This window comes from Pelagibius sp. (assembly GCF_028289705.1).
In the GTDB taxonomy this organism is placed as follows: Bacteria; Pseudomonadota; Alphaproteobacteria; order Kiloniellales; family Kiloniellaceae; genus Pelagibius.
Genome location: NZ_JANQOI010000116.1, coordinates 1 through 21,440, shown reverse-complemented (window position 1 = coordinate 21,440; position 21,440 = coordinate 1). Strand labels below are relative to the sequence as shown.

Genomic DNA, 21,440 nt, shown 5'->3' with positions numbered 1-21,440 from the left:
CGCGGGCCAGGTCCTCGCTGATGATGCCGGCGCCGCGCAACTGCGCTCCGAGGCCGGCAGCGTCCACGCCAGCAGCCGGCGCACCGCGCGGGTCGACATCGAGGCGACGACGCCGGAACTGCTCCATGCTTTCCCGGTCTTCGCCGCCATGGCGCCGGGGCAGCTCGCGCGCATCGCCAAGAAGCTGCAGTCCCGCGTGGTGGCCGCCGACGCCTACGTCTTCCGCCGTGGCGACCGCGGCGACGGCATGTATTTCATCGCCACCGGCGCCGTCGAGATCCGCATCGGCGAGGACCAGCACCGCCTCGGGCGCGGCGACTTCTTCGGCGAGATGGCGCTGCTGGACCAGCGCCGCCGCTCCGCCGACGTGCGCTCCATCAGCTACTCCCACCTGCTGTTCCTGCCCCGTGCGGCCTTCGATGAGATCAGCGACATGCTGCCGCAGTGGCGCTCCGAACTCGCCGCCGTGGCCGCCGCGCGCCGCGCCATGAACGAGGGCGAGACGCCGGAGGCGGTGCCCGGTCAGACCGCCCTGGCCGCCGAAGAAGCCCCCCAGGAAGAGCTGTCGGCGGAGGCAGCGCCCACCGAGCCGTCGGAGCAGGAAGAGGCAGCGCGCGAGGCGGAGGCCGCGGATCAGGAGGCGGGCGAAGCGGCGCCGCCGCAAGACCAGGAAGACGAGAAAGCCGCGCCGACCCAGAGCGCCGAAGTGGTGAAGCTGCCCAGGCCCTCCAAGCGTTCCTGACGGCGGATACACCGCCGGGCGTCTTTGCCCCAAAAATCTTGCATCGCTTCGGGCGAATCTTTCGTAGCTGTCCTCGATAGCCGCGTTCGTCGGTTTGGTGTTTCACGGCTGGAGCCGATGCGGCGTAAGCCGAACACCAACCAAAGGAACCAAGAGGGTCGAGAGGTACGCATGCAGGCCGATTCCCCGTCATCCGTTCCGATCTGCGATGCCCGCTTTCACGCGGCGCGCAAAAGCGAGGCCCGGGCCGTCGCCGAGCTCATCGAGATCGCCGGGGAGGGCATTCCCCGTTTCCTCTGGTCGCAGCAGGCCGAAGCGGGGGAGGACCCGCTGGACGTCGGCACGGCGCGGGCGCAGCGCGAGGACGCCAACTTCTCCTACCGCAATGCCGTCCTTGCTTTCTGCGACGATGCGGTGGCGGGGATGCTGCTGGCCTACCGCCTGCCGCCGCCCAGCGCCGAGGATCTCGCCGCGCTGTCGGCCCTGCCGCCGCTGCTGCGCCCGCTGGTGGAACTGGAGGCCGAGGTGACCGGCAGTTTCTACATCAACGCCCTGGCGGTCCACACGCCCTACCGCAACCAGGGCCTGGGCAGCGACCTTTTGATGGTCGCCGAGGCGCGGGCGCGCGACGCCGGCTGCGCCGAACTCAGCCTACAGGTCTTCGCCGAGAACGAAGCGGCTCAGCGTTTCTACCGCCGCCACGGCTACCGGGTCGCCGCCCGCCGTCCCATCGTCCCCCACGTCTGCTATCCCTACAGCACCGAAGTCCTGCTGATGACCCGGCCCGTGGGAGCGTAGAGGGCTTCTCCTAACCGCTGGCCTCGGTGCCACCGTCGTCGAAGGTCTCGCTGACGTTGGCCCAGGTGCTGCCGAGGTGATTGCGCAGGATGTCCGAGAGGGCGGCGCCGTCGCGGGCCTGGAGGGCGGCGAGGATGTTCTCGTGCTCCTCGATGGCGATGTTCCACTTGGTGTTGCGGCTGTTGGAGCGGTAGCGCACGCGGTAGAGCCGGGCGTTGATGCGCTGGTGGGTCTCGATCAGGCTCTCGTTGCCGCTGGCGGCGACGATGGCCTTGTGGATCTTCTGATTGACCTTGAAGTAGGTGAGACGGTCCTTGCGGGCATAGGCCGCCAGCATCTCGTAGTGGAGGGCGGCGATCTCCCCCAGTTCGCGCTCGCTGGCCCGGGCGCAGGCCAGCTCGCCCCCCAGGGCCTCCAGCACCCCCAGAAGCTGCAGCAGGTCGCGCACCTCGCCGGGGTCGGGATCGGCCACTACGGCGCCGCGGTTGGGGTAGAGCGCCACCAGCCCCTCGGTGGCCAGCACCTTCAGGGCCTCGCGCAAGGGCGTGCGGGAGACCTGAAGCTGCTCGGCCAGGGCCCGCTCGCGCACCCGCTGGCCCGCCGGCAGGGCGTCCTGGGCGATCATGTCGCGCAGGCGGTTGGCGACGCTCTTGGTCAGAGGCTCGCCGGGCGCCGGCGCGCGCTCATCCGCTGAAGGATCGAGTGTCTGCGCTGTGTCCTGTTCACTCATGGGTCCCGGCCGTGAATTGCTCTGCGCTCCTTCTAGTTCCTGTCCGCCGCTGCGTCCATCGCGCTCAGAAAAATGGTATGCCAGTTAGTCGAGGATGGCACCGCTGAGGCCCCAGGGTCAATCCGTCTCAGGAGGATAGCTTATAAATAATTGAATTATATTCTAAAAATATGCCAATGCTCTTCGAGGCATCGAATTCCAGCCATTTGGTTGACAGCGGGCGCCATATCATTTTGTATACCATTTACGAATCAACAAATCCGATGAATTCGGAAGGATGGGAGGAAGGCTATGAAGCCGCTCAAGCATGTGTCCCTGAAGTCTTTGGCTCCGAAGCGCCTGGTGGCGGGTGCCGCGGCGCTGACCCTGGCCGCCGGCCTGCAGGCCGCACCGGTCTCGGCCGCGGAAGAGATCATTTTCGGCATCTCCGCGACGCCGGGCTCGCTGCAGCAGTTGACCGCAACCGAGTTCACCCGCCTGGCCAACAAGCGCTTGGCCGGCAAGGCGACGGTGAAGCTCTTCGACTCCTCCCAGCTCGGCAAGGACAAGGAGCTGATGCAGAAGCTGAAGCTCGGCTCCGTGCACATCGCCCTGCCGTCGTCGATCATGTCCTCGGTGGCCGACGAGTTCGGCCTCTTCGACATGCCCTTCCTGGTGAAGGACCGGGCGCATCTGGCGCGCATCGAGAACGAGGTCTTCTGGAACGACGTGGCGCCCACGGCCGAGGCCAAGGGCTACAAGGTGCTGGCGCTGTGGGAGAACGGTATCCGCCACATCACCAACAACCTGCGCCCCATCAACACGCCGGCCGACCTGGAGGGCGCCAAGATCCGCACGCCCAAGTCCAAATGGCGGGTGAAGATGTTTACGGAGTGGGGCGCCAACCCGACACCCATGTCCTTCTCCGAGGTTTTCGTCGCCCTGCAGACCGGCGTCATCGAGGGCCAGGAGAACCCCTATACCAACATCTGGTCGGCCAAGCTGTCTGAGGTGCAGAAGTTCCTCTCCGTCACCGGCCACGTCTATTCGCCGGCCTATCCCACCATGGGCAAGGCGGTCTATGACAAGATGGACCCGGCGATCCGCGGCGTGCTGGAACAGACGGCGCGCGACGTCGCGGTCTGGGCGCGCTTCACCGGGGCCACCGGCGATGCCGACTTCCAGAACAAGCTGGTCTCGGCGGGCATGACCATGAACGTGGCCGACCGCGCCGCCTTCGTCACCGCCTCCAAGCCGATCTACGCCGAGTTCGCCGCGGAAGTGCCCGCGGGGCAGGGCCTGATCGACGCGGCCCTGGCGCTCGCCGAGTAGACTTAGCGCTCGCGGTTCTTTAGAACGCCCCGGCCCCCCGTTCGGTGGGGCCGGGGTCCCTGTTCCACGCGTTCATTCCGGGAAGAAGGCTGATGGCTCTGGCGGGCCGCGCGCTGCATCGGGTTCTGGAGGTCGTCACCATCGCGCTGCTGGTGGTGCTGGCCCTGCTGGTGATCACCGCCGTCGCCTTTCGCTACGGCCTTAACGCCTCGCTGCCCTGGTACGACGAGGTCGCCTCGGTGCTGCTGGCCTGGATCACCTATTACGGTGCCGCGCTGGCCGCCCTGCGCCGCGGCCATCTGGGCTTCGCCGGCCTGGTGCTGAGCCTGCCGCCGCTGCCGCGCAAGCTGCTGTTCGTCCTCGCCGAGCTGATCGTCTACACCGTCTTCGTCTCCATGGCCTGGGCCGGCTGGTTCGTGCTGCAGATCATGGCCGGAGAGACCCTGGTCTCCCTCGACTGGGTGCCGCTGCAGTTCACCCAATCGGTGGTGCCCATCGGCTGCGTCCTTTTCATTCTGGCGCAGATCCTCTCCACCCCCGATGCCTGGGCGCGCATCGTGGCCGGCCTGGACGTGGAAGCCGAGGAGATCGAGGCCGAGATCGCCAAGGCTGAGCGCACCCAGGCGGAAATCGAGGCCGAGCGGGATCGGCGGGAGCCGCCGCGGTCATGACGGCGCTGCTGATCCTCATCGGGCTGCTGGCCCTGATCCTCATCAACGTGCCCATCGCCGTGGCCATCTGCGCGGTGGCGCTGGTGGGCACGGTGGCGGTGAACGGCGAACTGGGCCTCTACAACGCCGCGCTCACCCTTTTCGACGGGGCGACCTCCTTCCCGCTGATCGCCATTCCGCTGTTCATCCTGGCCGGCGCACTGATGAACACCGGCGGCATCTCCAGCCGCCTGATCGCTTTCGTCTCCGCCCTTATCGGCTTTGCCCGCGGCGGCCTTGCCATGGTGAACGTCGGGGTCTCGCTGTTCTTCGCCGAGATCTCCGGCTCCGCCGTGGCCGACGTGGCGGCCATCGGCTCGGTGCTGATCCCGGCGATGAAAAAACGCCGTTACAAGCCGGTCTTCGCCGCCGCCGTCACCTCCTCCTCGGCTTCCCTGGCGATCATCATCCCGCCCTCCATCCCGATGATCCTCTACGGCGCCATGGCCGACACTTCCATCGTCCAGCTTTTCGTGGCGGGGGTCGTCCCGGGGCTCCTGGGCGGCTTCGCCATGCTCTGCCTCTGCTACTGGTTCGCCCGGCGCTACGACCTGCCGCGGGAGGAAGCCTTTTCCCTGCGCAGGCTCTGGGCGGCGACGCGTCAGGCCTTCTGGGCGCTGCTGCTGCCGGTGATCATCCTCGGCGGCATCTTCGGCGGCATCGTCACCGCCACCGAGGGGGCGGGGCTTGCGGTCCTCGCCGCGCTGGTGATCGGCGGGCTGATTTACCGCGAACTGAAGCTGCGGGAGCTCTACAACGCCCTCATCGAAGGCGTCACCCAGACCGCGGTGGTGATGCTGCTGGTGGCCACCTCCGCCGTGCTCGGCCTGCACCTCACGGAGATCGAACTGCCGCAGACCCTGGCCCGCGCCATCACCGAGGCGACCAGCGACAAGTACGTGGTGCTGATCCTGTTGAACGTGTTGCTGCTGGTGCTGGGCATGTTCCTGCACGGCGCGGCGGCCATCATCCTGGTGGTGCCCATCGTGCTGCCGCTGATCCACGCGGTGGGCATCGATCCGGTGCATTTCGGCATCGTCCTTACCCTGAACCTTGCCATCGGCCAGCAGACGCCGCCGGTGGCCAGCGTGCTGGTGACCGCCTGCTCCATCGCCAAGACCGATATCTGGGACACCACCAAGACAAACCTGCCCTTCATCGCCGTGCTGCTCACCATGGTGCTGCTGGTCACCTACGTGCCGGCCATCCCCATGACCCTCGTCGAAATCTTTTACCGATAGGAACCGCCATGAAGCCCGTAATCGCCTTGGTACAGGGAGACGCCACCGGGATCGGCCCGGAACTGATGGCCAAGCTGCTGGCCTGCGAGGACGTGCGGGAAGCCGCGGATATCCTGGTTCTCTCCGACCGCCAGGTCTTCGAGGCCGGCTGTGCCGTGGCCGAGGAGGAGATCGCCCATCGCCCCATCAAGGCGGTGGAGGAGGCCGACTGGTCGGCGGGGGAGGTCAACCTTCTCGAAGTCCCCAACGAGGACCTGCAGGCGGTGGCGCCGGGCGCGGCCTCAAAGACGGCGGGGGAGGCGGTGCTCGCCACCTTCGGCAAGGCGCTCGACCTCTGCAAGGCCGGCACGACCGAGGGCCTCTGCTTCATGCCCTTCAACAAGGAGGCCATGCATCTCGCCGGCCTCGGCGCGGAGGACGAGGCCCAATGGGCGCGCCTGCGCATCGGCCACGAGGGCCGGGTCAGCGAGTTCAACGTGATCGACGGCATGTGGAACGCCCGCGTCACCTCCCACGTGCCCTTGAAGGAGGTGGCCGAGCGGCTGTCGCAGGAGGAGATCGTAGCCTCGGTGAAGCTGGCCGACCGCACCCTGAAGGAAGCCGGATTCCCGCGCCCGCGCATCGCCGTGGCGGCGCTCAATCCCCATGCCGGCGACGGCGGCAAGATCGGGCGGGAGGAGATCGAGATCATCGCTCCGGCGGTGGAGCGCGCCCGGGCGCTGCAGATCGCCTGCGACGGGCCCTTCCCCTCCGACACGCTCTATATCAAGGTGCGCGACGGCGCCTACGACTGCGCCGTCAGCATGTACCACGACCAGGGGCAGATCGCGATCAAGCTGCTGGGCTTCCACATGGGGGTCTCCGTGCTGGGGGGCCTGCCGTTCCCCATGACCACCCCGGCGCACGGTACCGCCTTCGATATCGTCGGCCAGAACAAGGCCAACGTGGAACCCTCCCGCCGCGCCTTTCTGACCTGCGCGCGCATGGCCGCCAGCCGCCGCGAGCGCGCGGCGTGATACTTCGAGACGCCGGCTCTGCCGGCTCCTCAGCATGAGGGAGTGTTTTCAATGGTAGGATTTCCTCATGTTGAGGAGGCCTGAAAGGCCGTCTCGAAACACGAGGAAATCCGGCCTGCCCAAACGCGGTAGCTCTGCACCGAGGGGGGAGAAAAGCTCTTCCGCTTGGACTCCCTGCCTGAGTCGGCAGGTCGTCCGCTAAGCGCTCATGTTTTCCTTCGGCAGCTTGATGTCGAAGGCGGCGCGCACGGCGGTGTCGATCGCCTCGGGGACGTGGTCCGGGAAGACTTCGCCCAGGATGCGTTCCTTCTCCGCCGTGGCGCGGACCAGAAGGTCGGGCCGGCCGTTCTCGTCCCACTCCTTGGGGGAGGAGCGGTCACCCAGCTTGGGGTAGACGTACTCGCTCTGCATCAGGCCCAGGGTCTGGCTGTGGCCGAGGTAGTGGCCCGGCCCCTCCAGGCAGACCTGGCGCATGGCCTCGATGGAGACCGAGTCCTCGGTCACCTCGATGCCGCGCACGCAGCGCAGGCACTGGCCGATCATGTCGTTGTCGATGATCAGGCTCTCGAAGCAGAAGCCCAGCAGCGAACCGTGCATGCCGACGGACTCGTAGACCATGTTGAGGCCCGCGAGGCCCGCCATGACGTCGGTGATGCCCTTCTCATAGCCGGACTGGGCGTCGGGCAGCTTGGCGTCGGCCATGCCGGCCGCCGAGCCCCCGGGCAGGTCGTAGAACTGGGCCATCTGGGCGCAGGCGGCAGTGAGCAGCGCCTGCTCGCCGGAGCCGCCGGACATGGCCCCGGTGCGCAGGTCCGAGACGAAGGGCCAGGTGCCAAAGATCGCCGGATGGCCGGGCTGAATGGCGTTCACGTAGACGAGCCCCGCCAGGCATTCGGCGACCGCTTGCGTCACCGCCCCGGCGATGGCGGCGGGCGCCGTCGCCCCGGCCTGCCCGGCGGAGAGCAGCAGCACCGGCATGCCGCCGCGGATGCAGGCCTCCATGATCTCGCAGGACTCGGTGGCGAACTTCAGCGGCGGCACCACGAAGCAGTTGGTGTTGGAGACGAAGGGCCGGGCGCGCCAGGCCGCCTCGCCGCCGGCGAAGAGGTGCAGCATCTCGATGGCTTGCTGCGCCCGCGCCACCGAGGTGAAGGAGGTGCCGATATGCTTGGTGGTGCCCTGCACGCAGGCATAGACGGTGTTGAGGTCCAGGTCCGTGGGATCGGTCAGGTCGCGGGCCACCATGGGGCGCTGGAAGAAATGGATGTTGTCCAGGGTCTGGGCGATGCGCGCGGCGTCGTAGATGTCCTGCAGGGTCGATTCGCGGTAGAGGCGCTGTTCCACGTCCACTAGGTGCACGGCGGCGCCCGCGGTGCCGTAGTAGACCCGCTTGCCGCCGGGCTGGATGTCGAACGTCGGGTCTTGAGCGCAGAGGGTGACGCTGCGGTTGGCCAGCGCGAGGCTGTCCTCCACCAGCGACGGCGAGAAGCGCAGCCGACCGTCGTCGCCCAGTTCGGCACCCGCCGTGGTCATGACCTCGATGCCCGACGGCGGGGCGTCGGCCAGACCGATTTCCGCCAGCACCTGGAGCGCGCTTTCGTGGATGCGCTGCATGCCCGCGTCATCCAGCGGGCGGAAGCGGCCGCCCTCCAGCCCGCCGCGGACGGGCCGCACGTCTTCGGCCAAGGGCGCGGCGCGCAGGGCCTTGCGGGCTTCGCGGCCGCCGGCGCGCCGGCCGGCCCGGGCCGCGCGGGGCCTCTCGCTTGCAGGTGCGGTCATGGCCCTCTCCTCCGGGCTGCTCTGGGTCCCTGTCAGCCGCCTGTTCGCCGGCGTTGGTGAAATTCTAGCGCAAATTTTCACCGGAACGGAAGACCTGTCCGCGCCACCGGATGTCGCCCCGAGACCTGTTTGCCGAGACCTGTTTCTTGGGGGGCCTACTGGAACGCGGTCTCCGTGAAGGAGCGCAGCTTGCGGGAGTGGAGACGTTCCGGGGCCATGGCGCGCAGTGCCGCCTGGGTGGCTCTCCCGTCAATCGAGCTCAAGGAACTCGCGCTTTGGTTCTCGTCCAGTTTCGTTGGAGAAGGTTTTGACGATCCTATGCATTTCTTTGTCATACGAAACCCAACCATGAAGACAGGATTCAGCGACTTTCGGGTGATCTCGCAGCAGCCTCCTATAGTTTTTCTTAGTCCAATCAAGGACAATTATCTGAGTCGGAAAAAATTCCTTCCCATAGCCTCTATGCCGATCTATCGGTGTCAATCCAAGTACGTTCAAGCAGAATCCCAGTATTCTTGCTCCCTTAAAGTTCGGAGCTCTATCCATTCTTCGAATCTCTTCGTATATCAAACGTCGCACCTTAATTCTTATAACTTTCATAGTCTTGCTATCATCGAAGTCAAATAAAGGCGCCCAGACAGAGTTATGTTGAATGCTCCAACAATTCCATTCTGGCTCTGATACGGCGGAGGCATCAATTATTACCCTGAATATGAGATCGGAAAAGTCGTCGAGTATGTTCGATGGTGTACCTTCCCGTTTTCTAATTCCAAAGTCGTAGCTTGTATGCTTGTCAACTAGTTGGACTGCACTCTGAATGAAGTTAATTGTAACATCCAGCCTGTGGTGCTCGGGCGTATCCCATTCATCTCCTGATTTGCCGTTTAATCGATAAGTACCCGATACTGAATGCTTAAAAGAAGAGAGTATATTATTCAGTGCATAAGATTCTGTTCGTCCCTCGGAAGCTCTAATGTAACTATCAAAAAACGCTAGCGCCGCCCTCGAAAAACCCCTCATCTGCATCTTGTTGAACTCTGACGTTCTTCCAAAGTCGAAACTAAGCGGAGAAGCGCCCATGGAGTTACACTGCTCTATGAACTGATGAGATCCGAAAATGATTTTAGTCAGAGGCTTGACGTAACCGAACAATCCAGATTCATGGCCACTTTCTTCCTGATAGAATGATGACTCCGTGTTTCTGATGAACTCCGTACCAATGTTTCTGGCGAACTGGGAAACTGGGAGCTGACAATTCGGTCGCTTCTGGACAGCAAGAAAGAACCGTGCAGCAAAACCAGGAACCTTATCGACAACGACTTGGCAGAACCTTCGATCCGCTAGCAGAAGAAGCAATTCGGATGAGGTTGATTCTATGGAGAATGATCTTCGCTTTCTGGATTTAACACGCGAACCTGAGTTCGGTGTTGCGAGCGCCAAGATATGGTCAATTGATCGATCAAGCTCCTCCGCAACAATCTGCAGTTTTTCAGGGTTTCCTTGATGAATTGTATGCCAAGTGACTAACAAGAAACGCTCGGCATTTAGCCGGCCAAACCGAGGGGGCCGTACAAACGCGACAAACACAACGTAGAATACCGATATCAGAAATACCAACCCAAGCAATACTTTTAGGTTGTTCGCATTATTGAGTGCATCTGGTATTGGCAAAGAATTCTCAAACCAGACATCGATTGCCAGTAGAAGCAGGCCGACTACGACAGCTATCCAGAATGCAAGTACTTGGAGTCGAAGTGCGTGAGTTGCCAGACGATAGCGGTATCGGAAGTCGGAAATCATCACTACTACCAGCAACAAAGCCAACGTAGCGAGATACTCTGAAAAGCTGAAAATATATCCCGATGCTGGTGGTTTGGAAGGGACGAGAGCTAAATCAATCAGCCACGACTTGTCTGCGGTAGGTCCCGCACCATCGTTAGATTCCATTTTCCTTTGTCAGCCCCATTCTAGGAATCGTTGGCAGCAGACCTTACGCGCGGCACCTAGTTTTCTGTCACCGTCCTTCCCGTGCTGAGTTAAGATTGGCATTTTAAGAATGCGGTTGTCTAGCTCAGGACACAGTAGATCTCACAGCTTGAGAGATGCCGTAGTTTGTTTGAACAGCATCTGGTCCGATGACCCAAGCGATACCATCGTGGTCTACTGGAACGCCGTTTCCGTAAAGCTGCGCAGTTTGCGGGAGTGCAGGCGTTCCGGGGCCATGGCGCGGAGTTTCTCCATGGCGCGCAGGCCGATCTGCAGGTGCTGGTCGATCTGGCGCTTGTAGAAGGCGGTGGCCATGCCCGGCAGTTTCAGTTCGCCGTGCAGCGGCTTGTCGGAGACGCAGAGCAGGGTGCCGTAGGGCACCCGGAAGCGGAAGCCGTTGGCGGCGATGGTGGCGCTTTCCATGTCGAGGGCGATGGCGCGGGACTGTGAGAAGCGCTGCACCGGCTCGCGGTGGTCGCGCAGTTCCCAGTTGCGGTTGTCGATGGTGGCGACGGTGCCGGTGCGCATGATGGACTTCAGCTCATAGCCCGCCAGCCCGGTGATCTCCTCGACGGCGTCCTCCAGGGCCACCTGCACCTCGGCCAGCGGCGGGATCGGCACCCAGCTCGGCAGGTCGGCGTCCAGCACGTGGTCCTCGCGCACGTAGCCGTGGGCCAGCACGTAGTCGCCCAGGGCCTGGGTGTTCCTCAGCCCCGCGCAGTGGCCGAGCATCAGCCAGGCATGGGGGCGGATCACCGCGATGTGGTCGGTGATGGTCTTGGCGTTGGAGGGGCCGACGCCGATGTTCACCATGGTGATGCCGCTGTGGTCCGGGGCCTTCAGGTGATAAGCGGGCATCTGCGGCAGCCGGCCGACGGCCTTGCCGGAAACCGGTTTGCTGCTGCCGCGCGGTGTTACCAGGTTGCCCGGCTCGACGAAGGCTTCGTAGTCGCAGTCCGCCTTGGCGATGCGCTCCTGCGCCATCTGGCAGAAGGCGTCCATGTAGAACTGGTAGTTGGTGAAGATCACGAAGTTCTGGAAGTGCTCCGGTCCCGTCGCGGTGTAGTGCGCCAGCCGGTGCAGCGAATAGTCGACCCGGGGCGCGGTGAAGGGCGCCAGCGGCAGCGGCTTGCCCGACGCCGGCTCGAAGGTGCCGTTGACGATGGCATCGTCGGTGATGGTCAGGTCCGGCACGTCGAAAAGGTCGCGGAACGGCCGGTCCAGGCGCTCCATCAGTGCGCCTTCCACATGCATGCCGTCGGGAAAGGCGAAGTGGATCGGGATCGGCGTCTGCGACGGTCCGACGATCAGCGGCACCCCGTGGTTCTTCAAAAGGAGGCCGAGCTGCTGGGTGAGGTAGTCGCGGAAGAGGTCCGGCCGGGTGATCGTCGCCGCGTAGTGCCCCGGCGTCGGCACGTGGCCGTAGGAGAGGCGCGAGTCGATATGCGCGAAGCTGGAGGTGGTGATGGCGACCTGCGGATAGAAGGCGCGCATGCGCCGCGGCATATTGCGGCCGTTCAACAGCCCCTCGAAGCGGGTGCAGAGGAAGCTGGTGGCCTCGTCGTAGAGCATGGCCAGGCGCTCGACCGCCGCTTCGGGTTCGCTGAAGGTTTGCGGGGCCGCGGGCTCCGGCGTCTCGATGCTGTGCAGCTCTGTCATGATGCGCCAGACCCTAGCCCGCATTTCTCACCACGTCCATGGGCCGGGCTTTTTAAATCAGTTTGATGCAGGGTTTTGTCCTAGCCCCGCTTGCCGCCCGCCAGCCAGATGGCGCAGTCGGCGCCGAGTTCGGTGGCGGCCTTTTGCTCGTAGGTAGCCGATTCCTCGGCACTCAGAGTGTCCGACCAGCGGCCGTTCGCGCCGCTGTGCAGGAAGGTCTCGGCGCCGCCCTGCCAGAGCGCGCCGCCCATGGGCACGCAGGTCGCAGCATGGGCCTTCATGAAGTCGAAGCTGCAATGGGTCAGAATGTCGTCCCATTTGGCTTCGTCGATGGCGATATCGAGGAAGCCGGCGATGCGCCGGATTTCGCCGGGCATGTCCGCCTTCAGATCGGCGAAGTGGACCAGAAGGACGTTGGGCAGGTCGCGGGTCGCCCACCAGCTACGGACATTTTCCCAGAACGACCAGAAGGGAAAGCCGTCCTTCTCGAGCCAGTCGTTGAAGTATTGCCGGATGGAGGCCGGCGGCGGCTCAATGGCTGGGCCGACGCGCCCGGGCGTGTCGTTCAGCGCTCCGTACCAGAGATCGTTGGCGTTGGCGTGGTGGTTGTAGAGGCTCCAGACGATGTCGCGGCCGTCCCGGCCGATGTAGATGTACTTGGCCTGCGGCGAGAACACCAGCGCGTCGACGGGCAGGTGGGTTTTCAGGAAGCGGCGGTGGGTCTGTTTCTCGACTTCCGCCAGTGTCACCTCTTTCGGTGGGACGCGCAGGTCCAACCAGGGCGACATCTCGGCGACAGGAATGTCGCCGCGCCCGTCGAAGATGAGCTGGCCGACGATCTGCTGCAGCCAGGTCGTTCCGGCCTTGGCGTAGGTCGCGATGACGATGTCGTCGTCCCTAAATGCGAAGTCGTTCCAAACCGTCGAATCGAAATGGTGGTTGTGCAGTTCCCGCGTTTTCTTGGGCACGGCTGTCGTAGACTCTGTCATGGTGCATCTCCCCCTGAACCGGCGTTCACCTCTGCGGTGATGGGCGCGCCGAAGCCGTCGAGGAGAGCTGGACTGTTGATGTGGCGGGCAAGGCACCCCGCCCTTAGGCCCCGACGCGCTCTCCCTGGATGGCGAGGATGGCTTCGGTCATGGGCGTGTCCGGTAGTTTAGCACTTCCGGACTTCCCTCGCACGGGGTGGCGGGGGCGCATGAAGAGAGCCGGTTCAATCCGGATCGGAGTTCTTGTGGTAGCCCGGGCCGACGGTGAGCGGCTTCTCGGGGTTGACCTCCTGGTCGAGCTGGGAGGTGTAGGTCCTGGTGAGGCTCTGCAGCACCGTCTTCCGGTCTGCAGCGATGAGGCGCAGTTCGACCGCGTAGGGCCGGTCCGCCTCGATGCCCTGCAGCGGCGGGCTGCGGAAGCTGTAGCGCAGGGCGTTCTCGGCGGCGGGCTGCCGTTCGAGATAGCGGGGGCCGCCGGCCGGGTCTTCGAAGCGGGCTTCCAGCGACGCGCCCTCCGGCAGGCTGCGCAACGGCCTGGCGACGAAGCCGTAGTAGGCGTCGGCCACCCGGTAGTTGAAGACGAAGCCGCCGCCGGTGATTTCCAGGTAGGGCGCGTCGGCGGCCGTCTTCCCCTGGTCGTCGCAGGCGGCCAGTCCGAGGCCCAGCGACACGAGGACCGGCGTCAGCAGCTTTCCGGCCGTGCCGGCGATGCGCCTTCGGTCCGTCATGGGATCCGCCGGTCCCGGTCGTAGGGCGTGCCGATAAGGCCGCCGGGGCGAAAGATCAGCAGCAGGATGAAGGCCGCGAAGACGGCGACGTCGCGGTATTCCAGGGCGAAGCTGGCGGACCACGCGGTCTCCAGGGCGGCAAGCAGAAAGCCGCCCAGAAGCGCACCGCCCAGAGAGCCGATGCCGCCGATGATCGCGGCGAAGAGCGCCTTCAGGCCCAGCACCGTGCCCATGTAGAAGCTGACGCCGCCGTAGTAAAGCGCGAGGCTCGCGCCGGTGACGGCGGCCGCGGCGGCGGCGAGCAGGAAAGTCCTGGCCGTGGTCGCGCGGATGTCGATGCCGCAAAGCGCGGCGAGCGTAGGGTTCTCGGCGCAGGCCCGCCAGGCGCGCCCGAAGCGGCTGTAGTGCATGAAGACGATCAGCAGCACCGCCAGGCTGAGGGAGAGGGCGCAGACCAGGCCCTGCATGCGCGTCACCTGGAACAGATAGCCCGAACCCTCCCAGCGCAGCAGCGGCTGGTTCAGCACCGGCGGCAGCCACTGCTCGCGCCCGCCGCTGGCCATGCGCACGGCTTCGCGCAGCACGATGGAAAGACCGATGCTGGCAATGAGGATGGCCTGGGAGGGCCGGTCGAGCAGTGGCGAGAAGACGGCCTCCTGACTGGCGCGGCCGAGGGCGAGGCTCACCAGCAGGGTGAGGATCAGGATCGGCAGCAGCAGAACCACCAGGTTGGCGCGCGTGGCGACCATCAGGAAGACCGCCGCCAGAACCGCGCTGTAGGCCGCGAACATTGCAAAGTCGCCGAAGGCCAGCACGATGCGGTTGGTGAGGCCGTAGATCAGCGTAAAGGCGACCGCCAGCAGGGCGTAGAAGGAGCCCAGGATGGCGCCGTTGGCCATCTGTTGGGCGCCGTAGGCCAGAGTGGCTTCGCTCAGCATCGCTGCCTGACTGCTGGATCGAAGAGGGCGGACTGCACCGAGTCTATCACCATTGCGCGGGTCGCGGGGGCCTCGTGCAGCGGCCAGGGCGCCGGCCCCGCTGCCGCAGTTGCCATGGCGATTCGCTGCGCGCCGTGCCAAGCTCCGGCTCATGCCGGAGCTGCCCGACATCACGGTCTATATCGAGGCGCTGGAGGCGCGGGTTCTCGGCCGGCGCCTGGAGAAGGTCCGCCTCGCCAGCCCCTTTCTGCTGCGCACCGCGGTGCCGCCGATCAAGGCCGCCGAAGGCCGTGCGGTGGTGGCCCTGCGCCGCCTGGGCAAGCGTATCGTCTTCGGTCTGGAGGACGATCTCTGGCTGGTGCTGCATCTGATGATCGCCGGGCGCCTGCACTGGCAGCCGCCGGGCGCCGCCCTGAAGCCCAAGTACGGGCTCGCGGCCTTCGACTTCGCAGAAGGTAGCCTGACCCTCACCGAGGCCGGCTCCAAGAAGCGGGCTTCGCTCCATTTGCTGGAGGGGGAGGCGGCGCTGTCCGATTACGATCCCGGCGGCCTGGAAGTGCTGGAAGCTGACCTCGAAGCCTTCTCAGCGGCACTCACCGCCAGGAGCCACACGGTGAAACGGGCGCTCACCGACCCCCACATCTTCAGCGGCATCGGCAATGCCTATTCCGACGAGATCTTGCACCGCGCCGGCCTCTCGCCGGTGGTCATGACCGCGAAGCTGACCGAAACCGAGATCGCAGGCCTCTTCGAAGCGACCCGCGAGTCCTTGCTGGACTGGACCCAGCGGCTGCGCGACGAGGCCGGTGAGGGCTTTCCCGAAAAGGTCACCGCCTTTCGCAAGGACATGGCGGTGCACGGCCGCTACGGCAAAGCCTGTCCGGTCTGCGGCACCAAGGTGCAGCGCATCCGCCACGCCAGTAACGAGACCAACTACTGCCCGCGCTGCCAGACCGGCGGCAAGCTGCTGGCCGACCGCTCGCTCTCGGCGCTTCTGAAGAAGGACTGGCCGCGCTCCATCGAGGAACTGGAGCAACTGCGCGGCAAGGGGTGAGGCGGGCGGGGGGGCGACGCGACAGGCTATTGAAAGGGCTCGTCGCGTGATTGACCTCGTACTTCGAGACGGCCGCTTCGCGGCCTCCTCAGTATGAGGTCAATCAGTGCATTATCGCGCCTCACCCTGAGGAGCCGCGAAGCCGCGTCTCGAAGGGCGAGGCGATGCCGCCAAGAACGCTTCCAGCTGCCCATTAGCCCGTGTTGCGCTCGGCGATCTCTTCCACCAGTTCGCGGATCTGGGCGGGCATGAAGGGCTTTTCGATACAGGGCCGGCCGGTCTTCTTGAGGAAGCGGTCGGTGCGTTCGTTCAGCAGATCGCCGGTGATGAAGACGAAGCGGTCCAGCAGATGCGGCTTGGTCTCGCTGATCGCGCCGTAGAGGCCCGGCCCGTCCAGGTGGGGCATGCGCAGATCGCAGATGATGGCGGCATAGTCGCGGGCCGCCAGGTTGGTCAGCGCCGCCTGGCCGCTGGAGGCCACGTCCACGGCGTGCCCGGCGGCCTCCAGGATCTCGACGAGGAAGGAGGTGATGTCCGGTTCGTCGTCGACCACCAGGATCTGCCGTTCCGCGCTTGGGCGCGGCGCCTCCTCCACCTCCTCAAGTTCCGGCTGCACGGCACCGCCGGCCGGCAGCAGCACGGTGAAGACGGCGCCGCCCTCCGCCGCGTTCTCGACGGCGATGCTGCCGCCGTGGGCGGTCACCATGCCGTGGCAGACCGAAAGCCCGATACCGGTGCCGTGGCCCACCGGCTTGGTGGTGAAGAAGGGATCGAAGATGCGCGAGCGGATTTCATCGGGAATGCCCGGCCCGTTGTCGCGCACCCGCACGCGGATCTGCCCGCTGTCCTGCAGCGCGTCGGTGCTGATGGTCAGCTGCCGGGGCAGGGGCGTGCTCACCATCGCCTGCTGGGCGTTGATGAAGAGGTTCACCAGAATGTGGCTGAGCTGGTCGGAGTCGCCGGCCACCATGGGCAGGTCCGGGGCCAGCTCGCAGGTCACCGTGACGTCGGTGGTGCTGAGCTGGTAGGTCACCAGATCAAGCACGTCTTCGATCAGGCGGTTGATCTGAATGGCACTGCGGGCGGCCGGGCGCTGGCGCGCCATGGAGAGGAAGGTTTTGACGATCTTGGCGCAGCGGTCGGCGGCGTTGCGCACCTTTACCGCGCGTTCGGCCATGTCGCTGTCGGTGGCCATGCTCTCCAGGAGGGCCGCCTGGCCGATGACCACGGAGAGCGGATTGTTCAGTTCGTGGGAAACGCCGGCGAGCAGGCCGCCGAGGGCCGTCAGCTTCTCGTTCTGATAGGTTCGCTCGCGCTGGCGCTGCAATTCGCGCTCGGTGCGCACCCGGTCGGTGATGTTGTTGTAGGTGGAGACGATGCAGCCGTCCGGCAGGCGCTGCTGGCGGACTTCGATCACCCGCCCGTCGGCCAGGGTGCGCTGATCGACGCTGCGCGTGACCCGTCCGAAGGCGGTCAGGCGGTGCTCGACGAAGGCCTCTTCGCCCCCTGCGGCCTCGATCTCTGCGTCAGGAAAGTGCCCGTTGCGGACGCTCTGGCGAATGAGGTCCGAGACGTGGACGCCCGGGCGCCCGAGTTCCTCGGGCACCCCGAAGATGTCCAGGAAGCCCTGGTTGACCAGCAGCACCCGCATGTCCGGTGCGGTCACGGTCACGCCCTGGGCGATGTTGGCGAGAATGCCCTTGAGCTGGGCCGAGCGTTCGGCCAGCGCCTGTTCCAGGCGGCTTTCCTGGTCGCGGAGATTGAACTCGGCGCGCTTACGCTCGGTGATGTCGGTGCGCACGCTGACGAACCCGCCGGAGCGGGTGTGCTGTTCCTTCACCAGGTCCCAGCGGCCGTCCGGCCAGGTGTCTTCGGTGACACTGACCTCGTTGCGCAGCCGGTCGGCGATGAAGTCGGCGATGAATTGTTCGCGGTCCCGCCAGACGCGGGGGTCGGTCACCACGTTGTTGGCGACGCTGGCCGCCACCAGCTCCTGCATCGGCCGGCCGATCACCTCGTGCTGGGCCGGCAGAAAGGGAAAGATCTCGTGGAAGCGCCGGTTGGTGAGCACGACCTTCAGGTCGGGGTCGTAGAGGATGAAGCTGTCCGAGAGGTTGTCCACCGCCTCGCGCAGCATCAGTTCGGTGCGGCGCATCTGCACCTGCTCAGTGACGTCGCTCAGCGACACCAGCACGGCGGGCTCGCCCTGCCAGAGGATGCGCTTTTCCGTCGCCTTCACCCAGAAGGGCTCGCCGCTGCGGGTCAGGCAGCGCAGCACCTGGGCCGGGCCGGGATCGCCGTCTGCCAGGATCCGGCGGTGGCGGCGCAGGGCGCGGTTGTGCAGCTCCACCGGCAGGAAGGTCAGGAGCGTGGGCTCCCGCATCATTTCCGCGGAGTCTTCGAAGCCGACGCGGCGGGCACAGGCCCGATTGGCATAGAGCGGGCGGAAGTCCCGGTGCACCAGAACCCCGTTGGGAATTCCCTCCACCAGGGCCCTGAACCCCGGGTCCTCTTCGCCGGACGCCGCTGAGGTTGGGTTTTGTTTGTGGGACCCGCGGGCCTTTCCCTCAGCCTCTCTGCGGTGAAGCACCAGCCAGTGGCGGCGCTTTCCGTTGCGGTCGAACAGCGGGCGCACATCGATCAGCGCCCGGTCACAGTCCGCCAGGGGGCGGCCTCTCAGGTCTTTCTTGCTCCAGCCGCTGGCGCGGGCAAAGGCGGTGTTGGCGCTGAGCAGGGTTGAGTCCGCCGCGTTATTGGCGGCAGAGGCCACGGCAACGGGGCCCTGAAGGCTCTCCAGGGCAGCATCGAAGCTTCGCGCGAAGCGATCCGTCGGGCGCAAGGGGTTGGACATCACGGCTATCTGTCTGAACCAGTCGTTAGAGTGGCCCGCCCCGCGCGGCCGGTGCAAGTCTGAAGTTGCCGCCGTCGGGCTGGCTTTCGCTGCCTTAAAACTGGGGTCGGAATGTTTCAATCGCATGTGCGCGCGGCGCAAAAATGGTTTCGATTGTTCACATTGCATATCTATGCAGGACTGCCTGCCCAGGTTGCGCGCCATGTCCAATTCCCTGATATCAAACGGCTTTGATTAGACGTCAAGCGATAGGCGAGAATACCTAGGAACTCATTCCGATCGTCATCGACTTGTAATAAAACTGTCACAGGTCCAGCATCAAGCTGCTGTACCGTCGCGCGACCGTCCAGCCAAGAATCAAGCCGCGAAAGCGGTGTTTTCACCCGCATTAGGAGAGGCACCTAGAATGCAGAGACACGACGATTTCGCTTCGAAGGGCGCAGCCTTCGAAGCCTCTGAGGACGTCCCCGTCAACCCCAACCCGGCCAATACCTTCGGCGAAATCGCTGAGCGGCGCTATGGACGCCGTGATGTGATGCGCGGCGCCTTGGGGCTCGCGGCCACGACGGCCCTGACCGGAACCCTCGGGGCGCTGGGCGGGGCCCGTACCGCGGAAGCCGCGGACGGCCGCTATGTCTGGACCGAGATCGAGCATGGCGTCGACGAGACCCATCACGTCGCGCCGGGCCACTCCGCCGAGATCCTGATCCGCTGGGGCGACCCGGTGCTGCCGGGCGCGCCGGACTTCGATCCGATGAACCAGAGCGCCGCCGCCCAGGCCCAGCAGTTCGGCTACAACAACGATTACCTCGGCTACGTCGGGCTGCCTTACGGCTCCGACAATCCCGACCACGGTCTGCTCTGTGTGAACCACGAGTACACCAGCGAAGAGGTCATGTTCCCGGGCATCGGCCGCCAGGACCGCAAGGGCTTCCCCGATATGACCGAAGAACTGGTCAACATCGAAATGGCCGCCCATGGTGGCTCGGTGATCGAAGTGAAGCGCGAGGGCGGCAAGTGGTCGGTCGTGACCGACGGCCAGTACAACCGCCGCATCACCGCCAACAGCACCTATATGGAACTGACCGGCCCGGCGGCCGGCAGCGAGCGCCTGAAGACCTCGGTCGACCAGAGCGGCACCCGCTGCATCGGCACCATCAACAACTGCGCCGGCGGCATCACGCCCTGGGGCACCTATCTGATGGCCGAGGAGAACTTCCACGGCTACTTCGGCGGTTCCGTCGACGGCCACCCCGAGGAGCGCAACTACAAGCGCTACGGCGTGCCCGGCGGCTGGTACGCCTGGTCCAAGTTCCACAAGCGTTTCGACATCAACGCCGAGCCTAACGAGGCCAACCGCTTCGGCTGGGTGGTCGAGGTCGACATCCTCGATCCCACCTCGACGCCGAAGAAGCGCACCGCCCTCGGCCGCTTCAAGCACGAGGGTGCCGAGTCGATCATCAACAGCGACGGCCGCGTGGTCGTCTACATGGGTGACGACCAGCGCTTCGACTACCTCTACAAGTTCGTGTCGGAGCGGCGCTACGATCCGAGCAACCGCGAAGCCAACATGGACATCCTCGACAGCGGCACCCTCTTCGTTGCCCGGTTCAACGAGGACGGCACGCTTGATTGGCTGCCGCTGATCCACGGCCAGGGCCCGCTGACCGCGGAGAACGGTTTCCACAGCCAGGGCGACGTGGTGATCGAAGCACGCATCGCTGCTGACATGCTGGGCGCCACCCCGATGGACCGCCCGGAGGACGTCGAGCCCAGCGCGACGACCAACAAGGTCTACGTGATGCTCACCAACAACTCCAAGCGTAAGGCCGATGCGGTCGACGGGCCCAACCCGCGCGGGCCCAACAGCTTCGGCCAGATCGCCGAGTTGACGCCGCCCAACGGCGATCACGATGCGCTGCGCTACACCTGGGATCTGCTGGTGGTGGCCGGCAATCCCAACGATCCGGAGGTGGGCGCGAAGTATCACCCGGCGATCTCGGAAAACGGCTGGTTCGGCTCGCCGGACAACTGTGCCGTCGATGCCCAGGGCCGTCTGTGGATCTCCACCGACCAGGGCTCGGGCTGGTCCAAGACCGGCACCGCCGACGGTCTCTGGGGCCTGGAGACCGAGGGCGATATGCGCGGCTACAGCAAGATGTTCTTCCGCACCCCCATCGGCGCGGAACTCTGCGGGCCGAAGTTCACGCCGGACACCAAGTCGCTGTTCCTGGCGGTGCAGCACCCGGCGACCGACGGGACCAAGGCCTACCCGGGCTTCGAGCGCAACTCGACCTTCGAAGACCCGGCCACCCGCTGGCCGGACTTCACCGAAGGCATGCCGCCGCGGCCCTCCGTGGTGGTCATCCGAAAGGACGACGGCGGCGAGATCGGCACCTGACGATCCGTCTCCGCGGACCGATGCAGGAAGGGGCGGCCATCGGCCGCCCCTTTCGCTTGCCACCGGGATGACGCGCGCCGACGATGGCTCATGGCCAAGCCCCCAAAAATCCGCGCGGGCCGATTCGCCACCCCGCTGGACGGCGATGCCGTAGCGGCGGACTGGCGGGCCCGCGGTTTCTCCTGCCACGAATTCAATGACCCGCCGGGCCAGGCCTGGAACGACTTTGTCCATGACAGCGACGAGTTGGTGACCGTTGTTCGGGGCCGCCTGGAACTGATCGTTGAAGCCGAGCGTTTCGTGGTCGAGGCCGGTGACGAGGCCTTCATTCCCAGGGGGGCCCGGCATTCGGTGCGCAACCTGGCGCCGGGCCCGACGCGTTGGCTGTTTGGCTATGGTTAACGAGGCCTAGAGCGGATCATGTTTAGACGGAAACACTTTGGTGTTTGCGTCTAAACATGTGAATCCGCTCTACACTTTGAGAGTTAGAGCAGATTCACCAGGCTC

At 65.2% G+C, this 21,440-nt stretch carries 17 protein-coding genes; 9 read left to right on the top strand and 8 right to left on the bottom strand.

The window, feature by feature from the left end:
* Both Q0996_RS15350 and Q0996_RS15345 read left to right on the top strand, forming a co-directional pair.
* The coding region (locus Q0996_RS15350) for a cyclic nucleotide-binding domain-containing protein (RefSeq protein ID WP_299621499.1) at positions 1 to 742 on the top strand (742 nt) is incomplete at its 5' end.
* A 171-nt stretch (positions 743 to 913) separates the two neighbouring features.
* Entirely contained in the window at positions 914 to 1,540 is a 627-nt protein-coding gene (locus Q0996_RS15345) for an N-acetyltransferase (RefSeq protein WP_299621496.1), read from the top strand.
* 10 nt (positions 1,541 to 1,550) lie between these two features.
* Here Q0996_RS15345 and Q0996_RS15340 read toward each other — a convergent pair whose 3' ends face one another.
* On the bottom strand, positions 1,551 to 2,270 hold the full coding sequence (locus tag Q0996_RS15340) for a GntR family transcriptional regulator (RefSeq protein ID WP_299621493.1): 720 nt from the start codon (positions 2,268 to 2,270) through the stop codon (positions 1,551 to 1,553).
* 291 nt (positions 2,271 to 2,561) lie between these two features.
* Between Q0996_RS15340 and Q0996_RS15335 the strand changes: the two genes are divergently transcribed.
* The 4 genes from Q0996_RS15335 to Q0996_RS15320 all read left to right on the top strand — a co-directional run bounded on the left by Q0996_RS15335 (position 2,562) and on the right by Q0996_RS15320 (position 6,548).
* The gene (locus tag Q0996_RS15335) at positions 2,562 to 3,581 is read left to right on the top strand and encodes a TRAP transporter substrate-binding protein (protein WP_299621490.1); all 1,020 of its coding nucleotides are present in this window, start codon (positions 2,562 to 2,564) and stop codon (positions 3,579 to 3,581) included.
* A 92-nt stretch (positions 3,582 to 3,673) separates the two neighbouring features.
* Positions 3,674 to 4,252, top strand: coding sequence for a TRAP transporter small permease (locus Q0996_RS15330; protein WP_299621466.1), 579 nt, complete (start codon positions 3,674 to 3,676; stop codon positions 4,250 to 4,252).
* Positions 4,249 to 5,532, top strand: coding sequence for a TRAP transporter large permease (locus tag Q0996_RS15325; RefSeq protein WP_299621463.1), 1,284 nt, complete (start codon positions 4,249 to 4,251; stop codon positions 5,530 to 5,532). Before Q0996_RS15330 ends, Q0996_RS15325 begins: the two co-directional genes overlap by 4 nt.
* 8 nt (positions 5,533 to 5,540) lie before the next feature.
* Complete coding sequence (locus Q0996_RS15320; RefSeq protein ID WP_299621460.1) at positions 5,541 to 6,548, top strand: 4-hydroxythreonine-4-phosphate dehydrogenase PdxA; 1,008 nt, start codon at positions 5,541 to 5,543, stop codon at positions 6,546 to 6,548.
* 198 nt (positions 6,549 to 6,746) lie between these two features.
* On the opposite strand, the gene Q0996_RS15315 is transcribed toward Q0996_RS15320, so the two are convergent.
* From Q0996_RS15315 to Q0996_RS15290, 6 genes are all read right to left on the bottom strand, one after another.
* Positions 6,747 to 8,327: a trimethylamine methyltransferase family protein gene (locus Q0996_RS15315; protein WP_299621457.1), complete on the bottom strand. Its 1,581-nt coding sequence runs from the start codon at positions 8,325 to 8,327 to the stop codon at positions 6,747 to 6,749.
* A gap of 249 nt (positions 8,328 to 8,576) precedes the next feature.
* On the bottom strand, positions 8,577 to 10,274 hold the full coding sequence (locus tag Q0996_RS15310) for a hypothetical protein (protein WP_299621454.1): 1,698 nt from the start codon (positions 10,272 to 10,274) through the stop codon (positions 8,577 to 8,579).
* A 213-nt stretch (positions 10,275 to 10,487) separates the two neighbouring features.
* Positions 10,488 to 11,972: an AMP nucleosidase gene (locus Q0996_RS15305; protein WP_299621451.1), complete on the bottom strand. Its 1,485-nt coding sequence runs from the start codon at positions 11,970 to 11,972 to the stop codon at positions 10,488 to 10,490.
* Positions 11,973 to 12,052: 80 nt separating this feature from the next.
* Entirely contained in the window at positions 12,053 to 12,961 is a 909-nt protein-coding gene (locus Q0996_RS15300; RefSeq protein ID WP_299621449.1) for a sulfotransferase domain-containing protein, read from the bottom strand.
* Positions 12,962 to 13,185: 224 nt separating this feature from the next.
* Positions 13,186 to 13,689 carry a hypothetical protein gene (locus Q0996_RS15295; RefSeq protein ID WP_299621446.1) on the bottom strand — a complete coding sequence of 168 codons (504 nt, stop codon included), beginning with the start codon at positions 13,687 to 13,689 and terminating at the stop codon, positions 13,186 to 13,188.
* Positions 13,686 to 14,627, bottom strand: a complete 942-nt coding sequence (locus Q0996_RS15290) for a branched-chain amino acid ABC transporter permease (protein ID WP_299621443.1) — start codon at positions 14,625 to 14,627, stop codon at positions 13,686 to 13,688. The genes Q0996_RS15295 and Q0996_RS15290 overlap by 4 nt, the downstream gene beginning before the upstream one ends.
* A 151-nt stretch (positions 14,628 to 14,778) precedes the next feature.
* On the opposite strand from Q0996_RS15290, the gene Q0996_RS15285 reads away from it, so the two are divergent.
* Complete coding sequence (locus tag Q0996_RS15285; protein ID WP_299621441.1) at positions 14,779 to 15,681, top strand: Fpg/Nei family DNA glycosylase; 903 nt, start codon at positions 14,779 to 14,781, stop codon at positions 15,679 to 15,681.
* A gap of 193 nt (positions 15,682 to 15,874) precedes the next feature.
* Here Q0996_RS15285 and Q0996_RS15280 read toward each other — a convergent pair whose 3' ends face one another.
* Positions 15,875 to 18,532, bottom strand: a complete 2,658-nt coding sequence (locus tag Q0996_RS15280) for a PAS-domain containing protein (RefSeq protein WP_299621439.1) — start codon at positions 18,530 to 18,532, stop codon at positions 15,875 to 15,877.
* Positions 18,533 to 18,938: 406 nt separating this feature from the next.
* Between Q0996_RS15280 and Q0996_RS15275 the strand changes: the two genes are divergently transcribed.
* Positions 18,939 to 20,933 (top strand): PhoX family phosphatase, encoded by a 1,995-nt coding sequence (locus tag Q0996_RS15275; protein ID WP_299621437.1) that lies wholly within the window; start codon positions 18,939 to 18,941, stop codon positions 20,931 to 20,933.
* A 90-nt stretch (positions 20,934 to 21,023) separates the two neighbouring features.
* Complete coding sequence (locus Q0996_RS15270) at positions 21,024 to 21,335, top strand: cupin domain-containing protein (protein WP_299621435.1); 312 nt, start codon at positions 21,024 to 21,026, stop codon at positions 21,333 to 21,335.
* Positions 21,336 to 21,440: the final 105 nt, after the last annotated feature.

Coding starts and splice junctions, on each gene's coding strand:
- Q0996_RS15345 (WP_299621496.1), top strand. CDS start 914: ATGCAGGCCGATTCCCCGTCATCCGTTCCGATCTGCGATGCCCGCTTT.
- Q0996_RS15340 (WP_299621493.1), bottom strand. CDS start 2,270: ATGAGTGAACAGGACACAGCGCAGACACTCGATCCTTCAGCGGATGAG.
- Q0996_RS15335 (WP_299621490.1), top strand. CDS start 2,562: ATGAAGCCGCTCAAGCATGTGTCCCTGAAGTCTTTGGCTCCGAAGCGC.
- Q0996_RS15330 (WP_299621466.1), top strand. CDS start 3,674: ATGGCTCTGGCGGGCCGCGCGCTGCATCGGGTTCTGGAGGTCGTCACC.
- Q0996_RS15325 (WP_299621463.1), top strand. CDS start 4,249: ATGACGGCGCTGCTGATCCTCATCGGGCTGCTGGCCCTGATCCTCATC.
- Q0996_RS15320 (WP_299621460.1), top strand. CDS start 5,541: ATGAAGCCCGTAATCGCCTTGGTACAGGGAGACGCCACCGGGATCGGC.
- Q0996_RS15315 (WP_299621457.1), bottom strand. CDS start 8,327: ATGACCGCACCTGCAAGCGAGAGGCCCCGCGCGGCCCGGGCCGGCCGG.
- Q0996_RS15310 (WP_299621454.1), bottom strand. CDS start 10,274: ATGGAATCTAACGATGGTGCGGGACCTACCGCAGACAAGTCGTGGCTG.
- Q0996_RS15305 (WP_299621451.1), bottom strand. CDS start 11,972: ATGACAGAGCTGCACAGCATCGAGACGCCGGAGCCCGCGGCCCCGCAA.
- Q0996_RS15300 (WP_299621449.1), bottom strand. CDS start 12,961: ATGACAGAGTCTACGACAGCCGTGCCCAAGAAAACGCGGGAACTGCAC.
- Q0996_RS15295 (WP_299621446.1), bottom strand. CDS start 13,689: ATGACGGACCGAAGGCGCATCGCCGGCACGGCCGGAAAGCTGCTGACG.
- Q0996_RS15290 (WP_299621443.1), bottom strand. CDS start 14,627: ATGCTGAGCGAAGCCACTCTGGCCTACGGCGCCCAACAGATGGCCAAC.
- Q0996_RS15285 (WP_299621441.1), top strand. CDS start 14,779: ATGCCGGAGCTGCCCGACATCACGGTCTATATCGAGGCGCTGGAGGCG.
- Q0996_RS15280 (WP_299621439.1), bottom strand. CDS start 18,532: ATGTCCAACCCCTTGCGCCCGACGGATCGCTTCGCGCGAAGCTTCGAT.
- Q0996_RS15275 (WP_299621437.1), top strand. CDS start 18,939: ATGCAGAGACACGACGATTTCGCTTCGAAGGGCGCAGCCTTCGAAGCC.
- Q0996_RS15270 (WP_299621435.1), top strand. CDS start 21,024: ATGGCCAAGCCCCCAAAAATCCGCGCGGGCCGATTCGCCACCCCGCTG.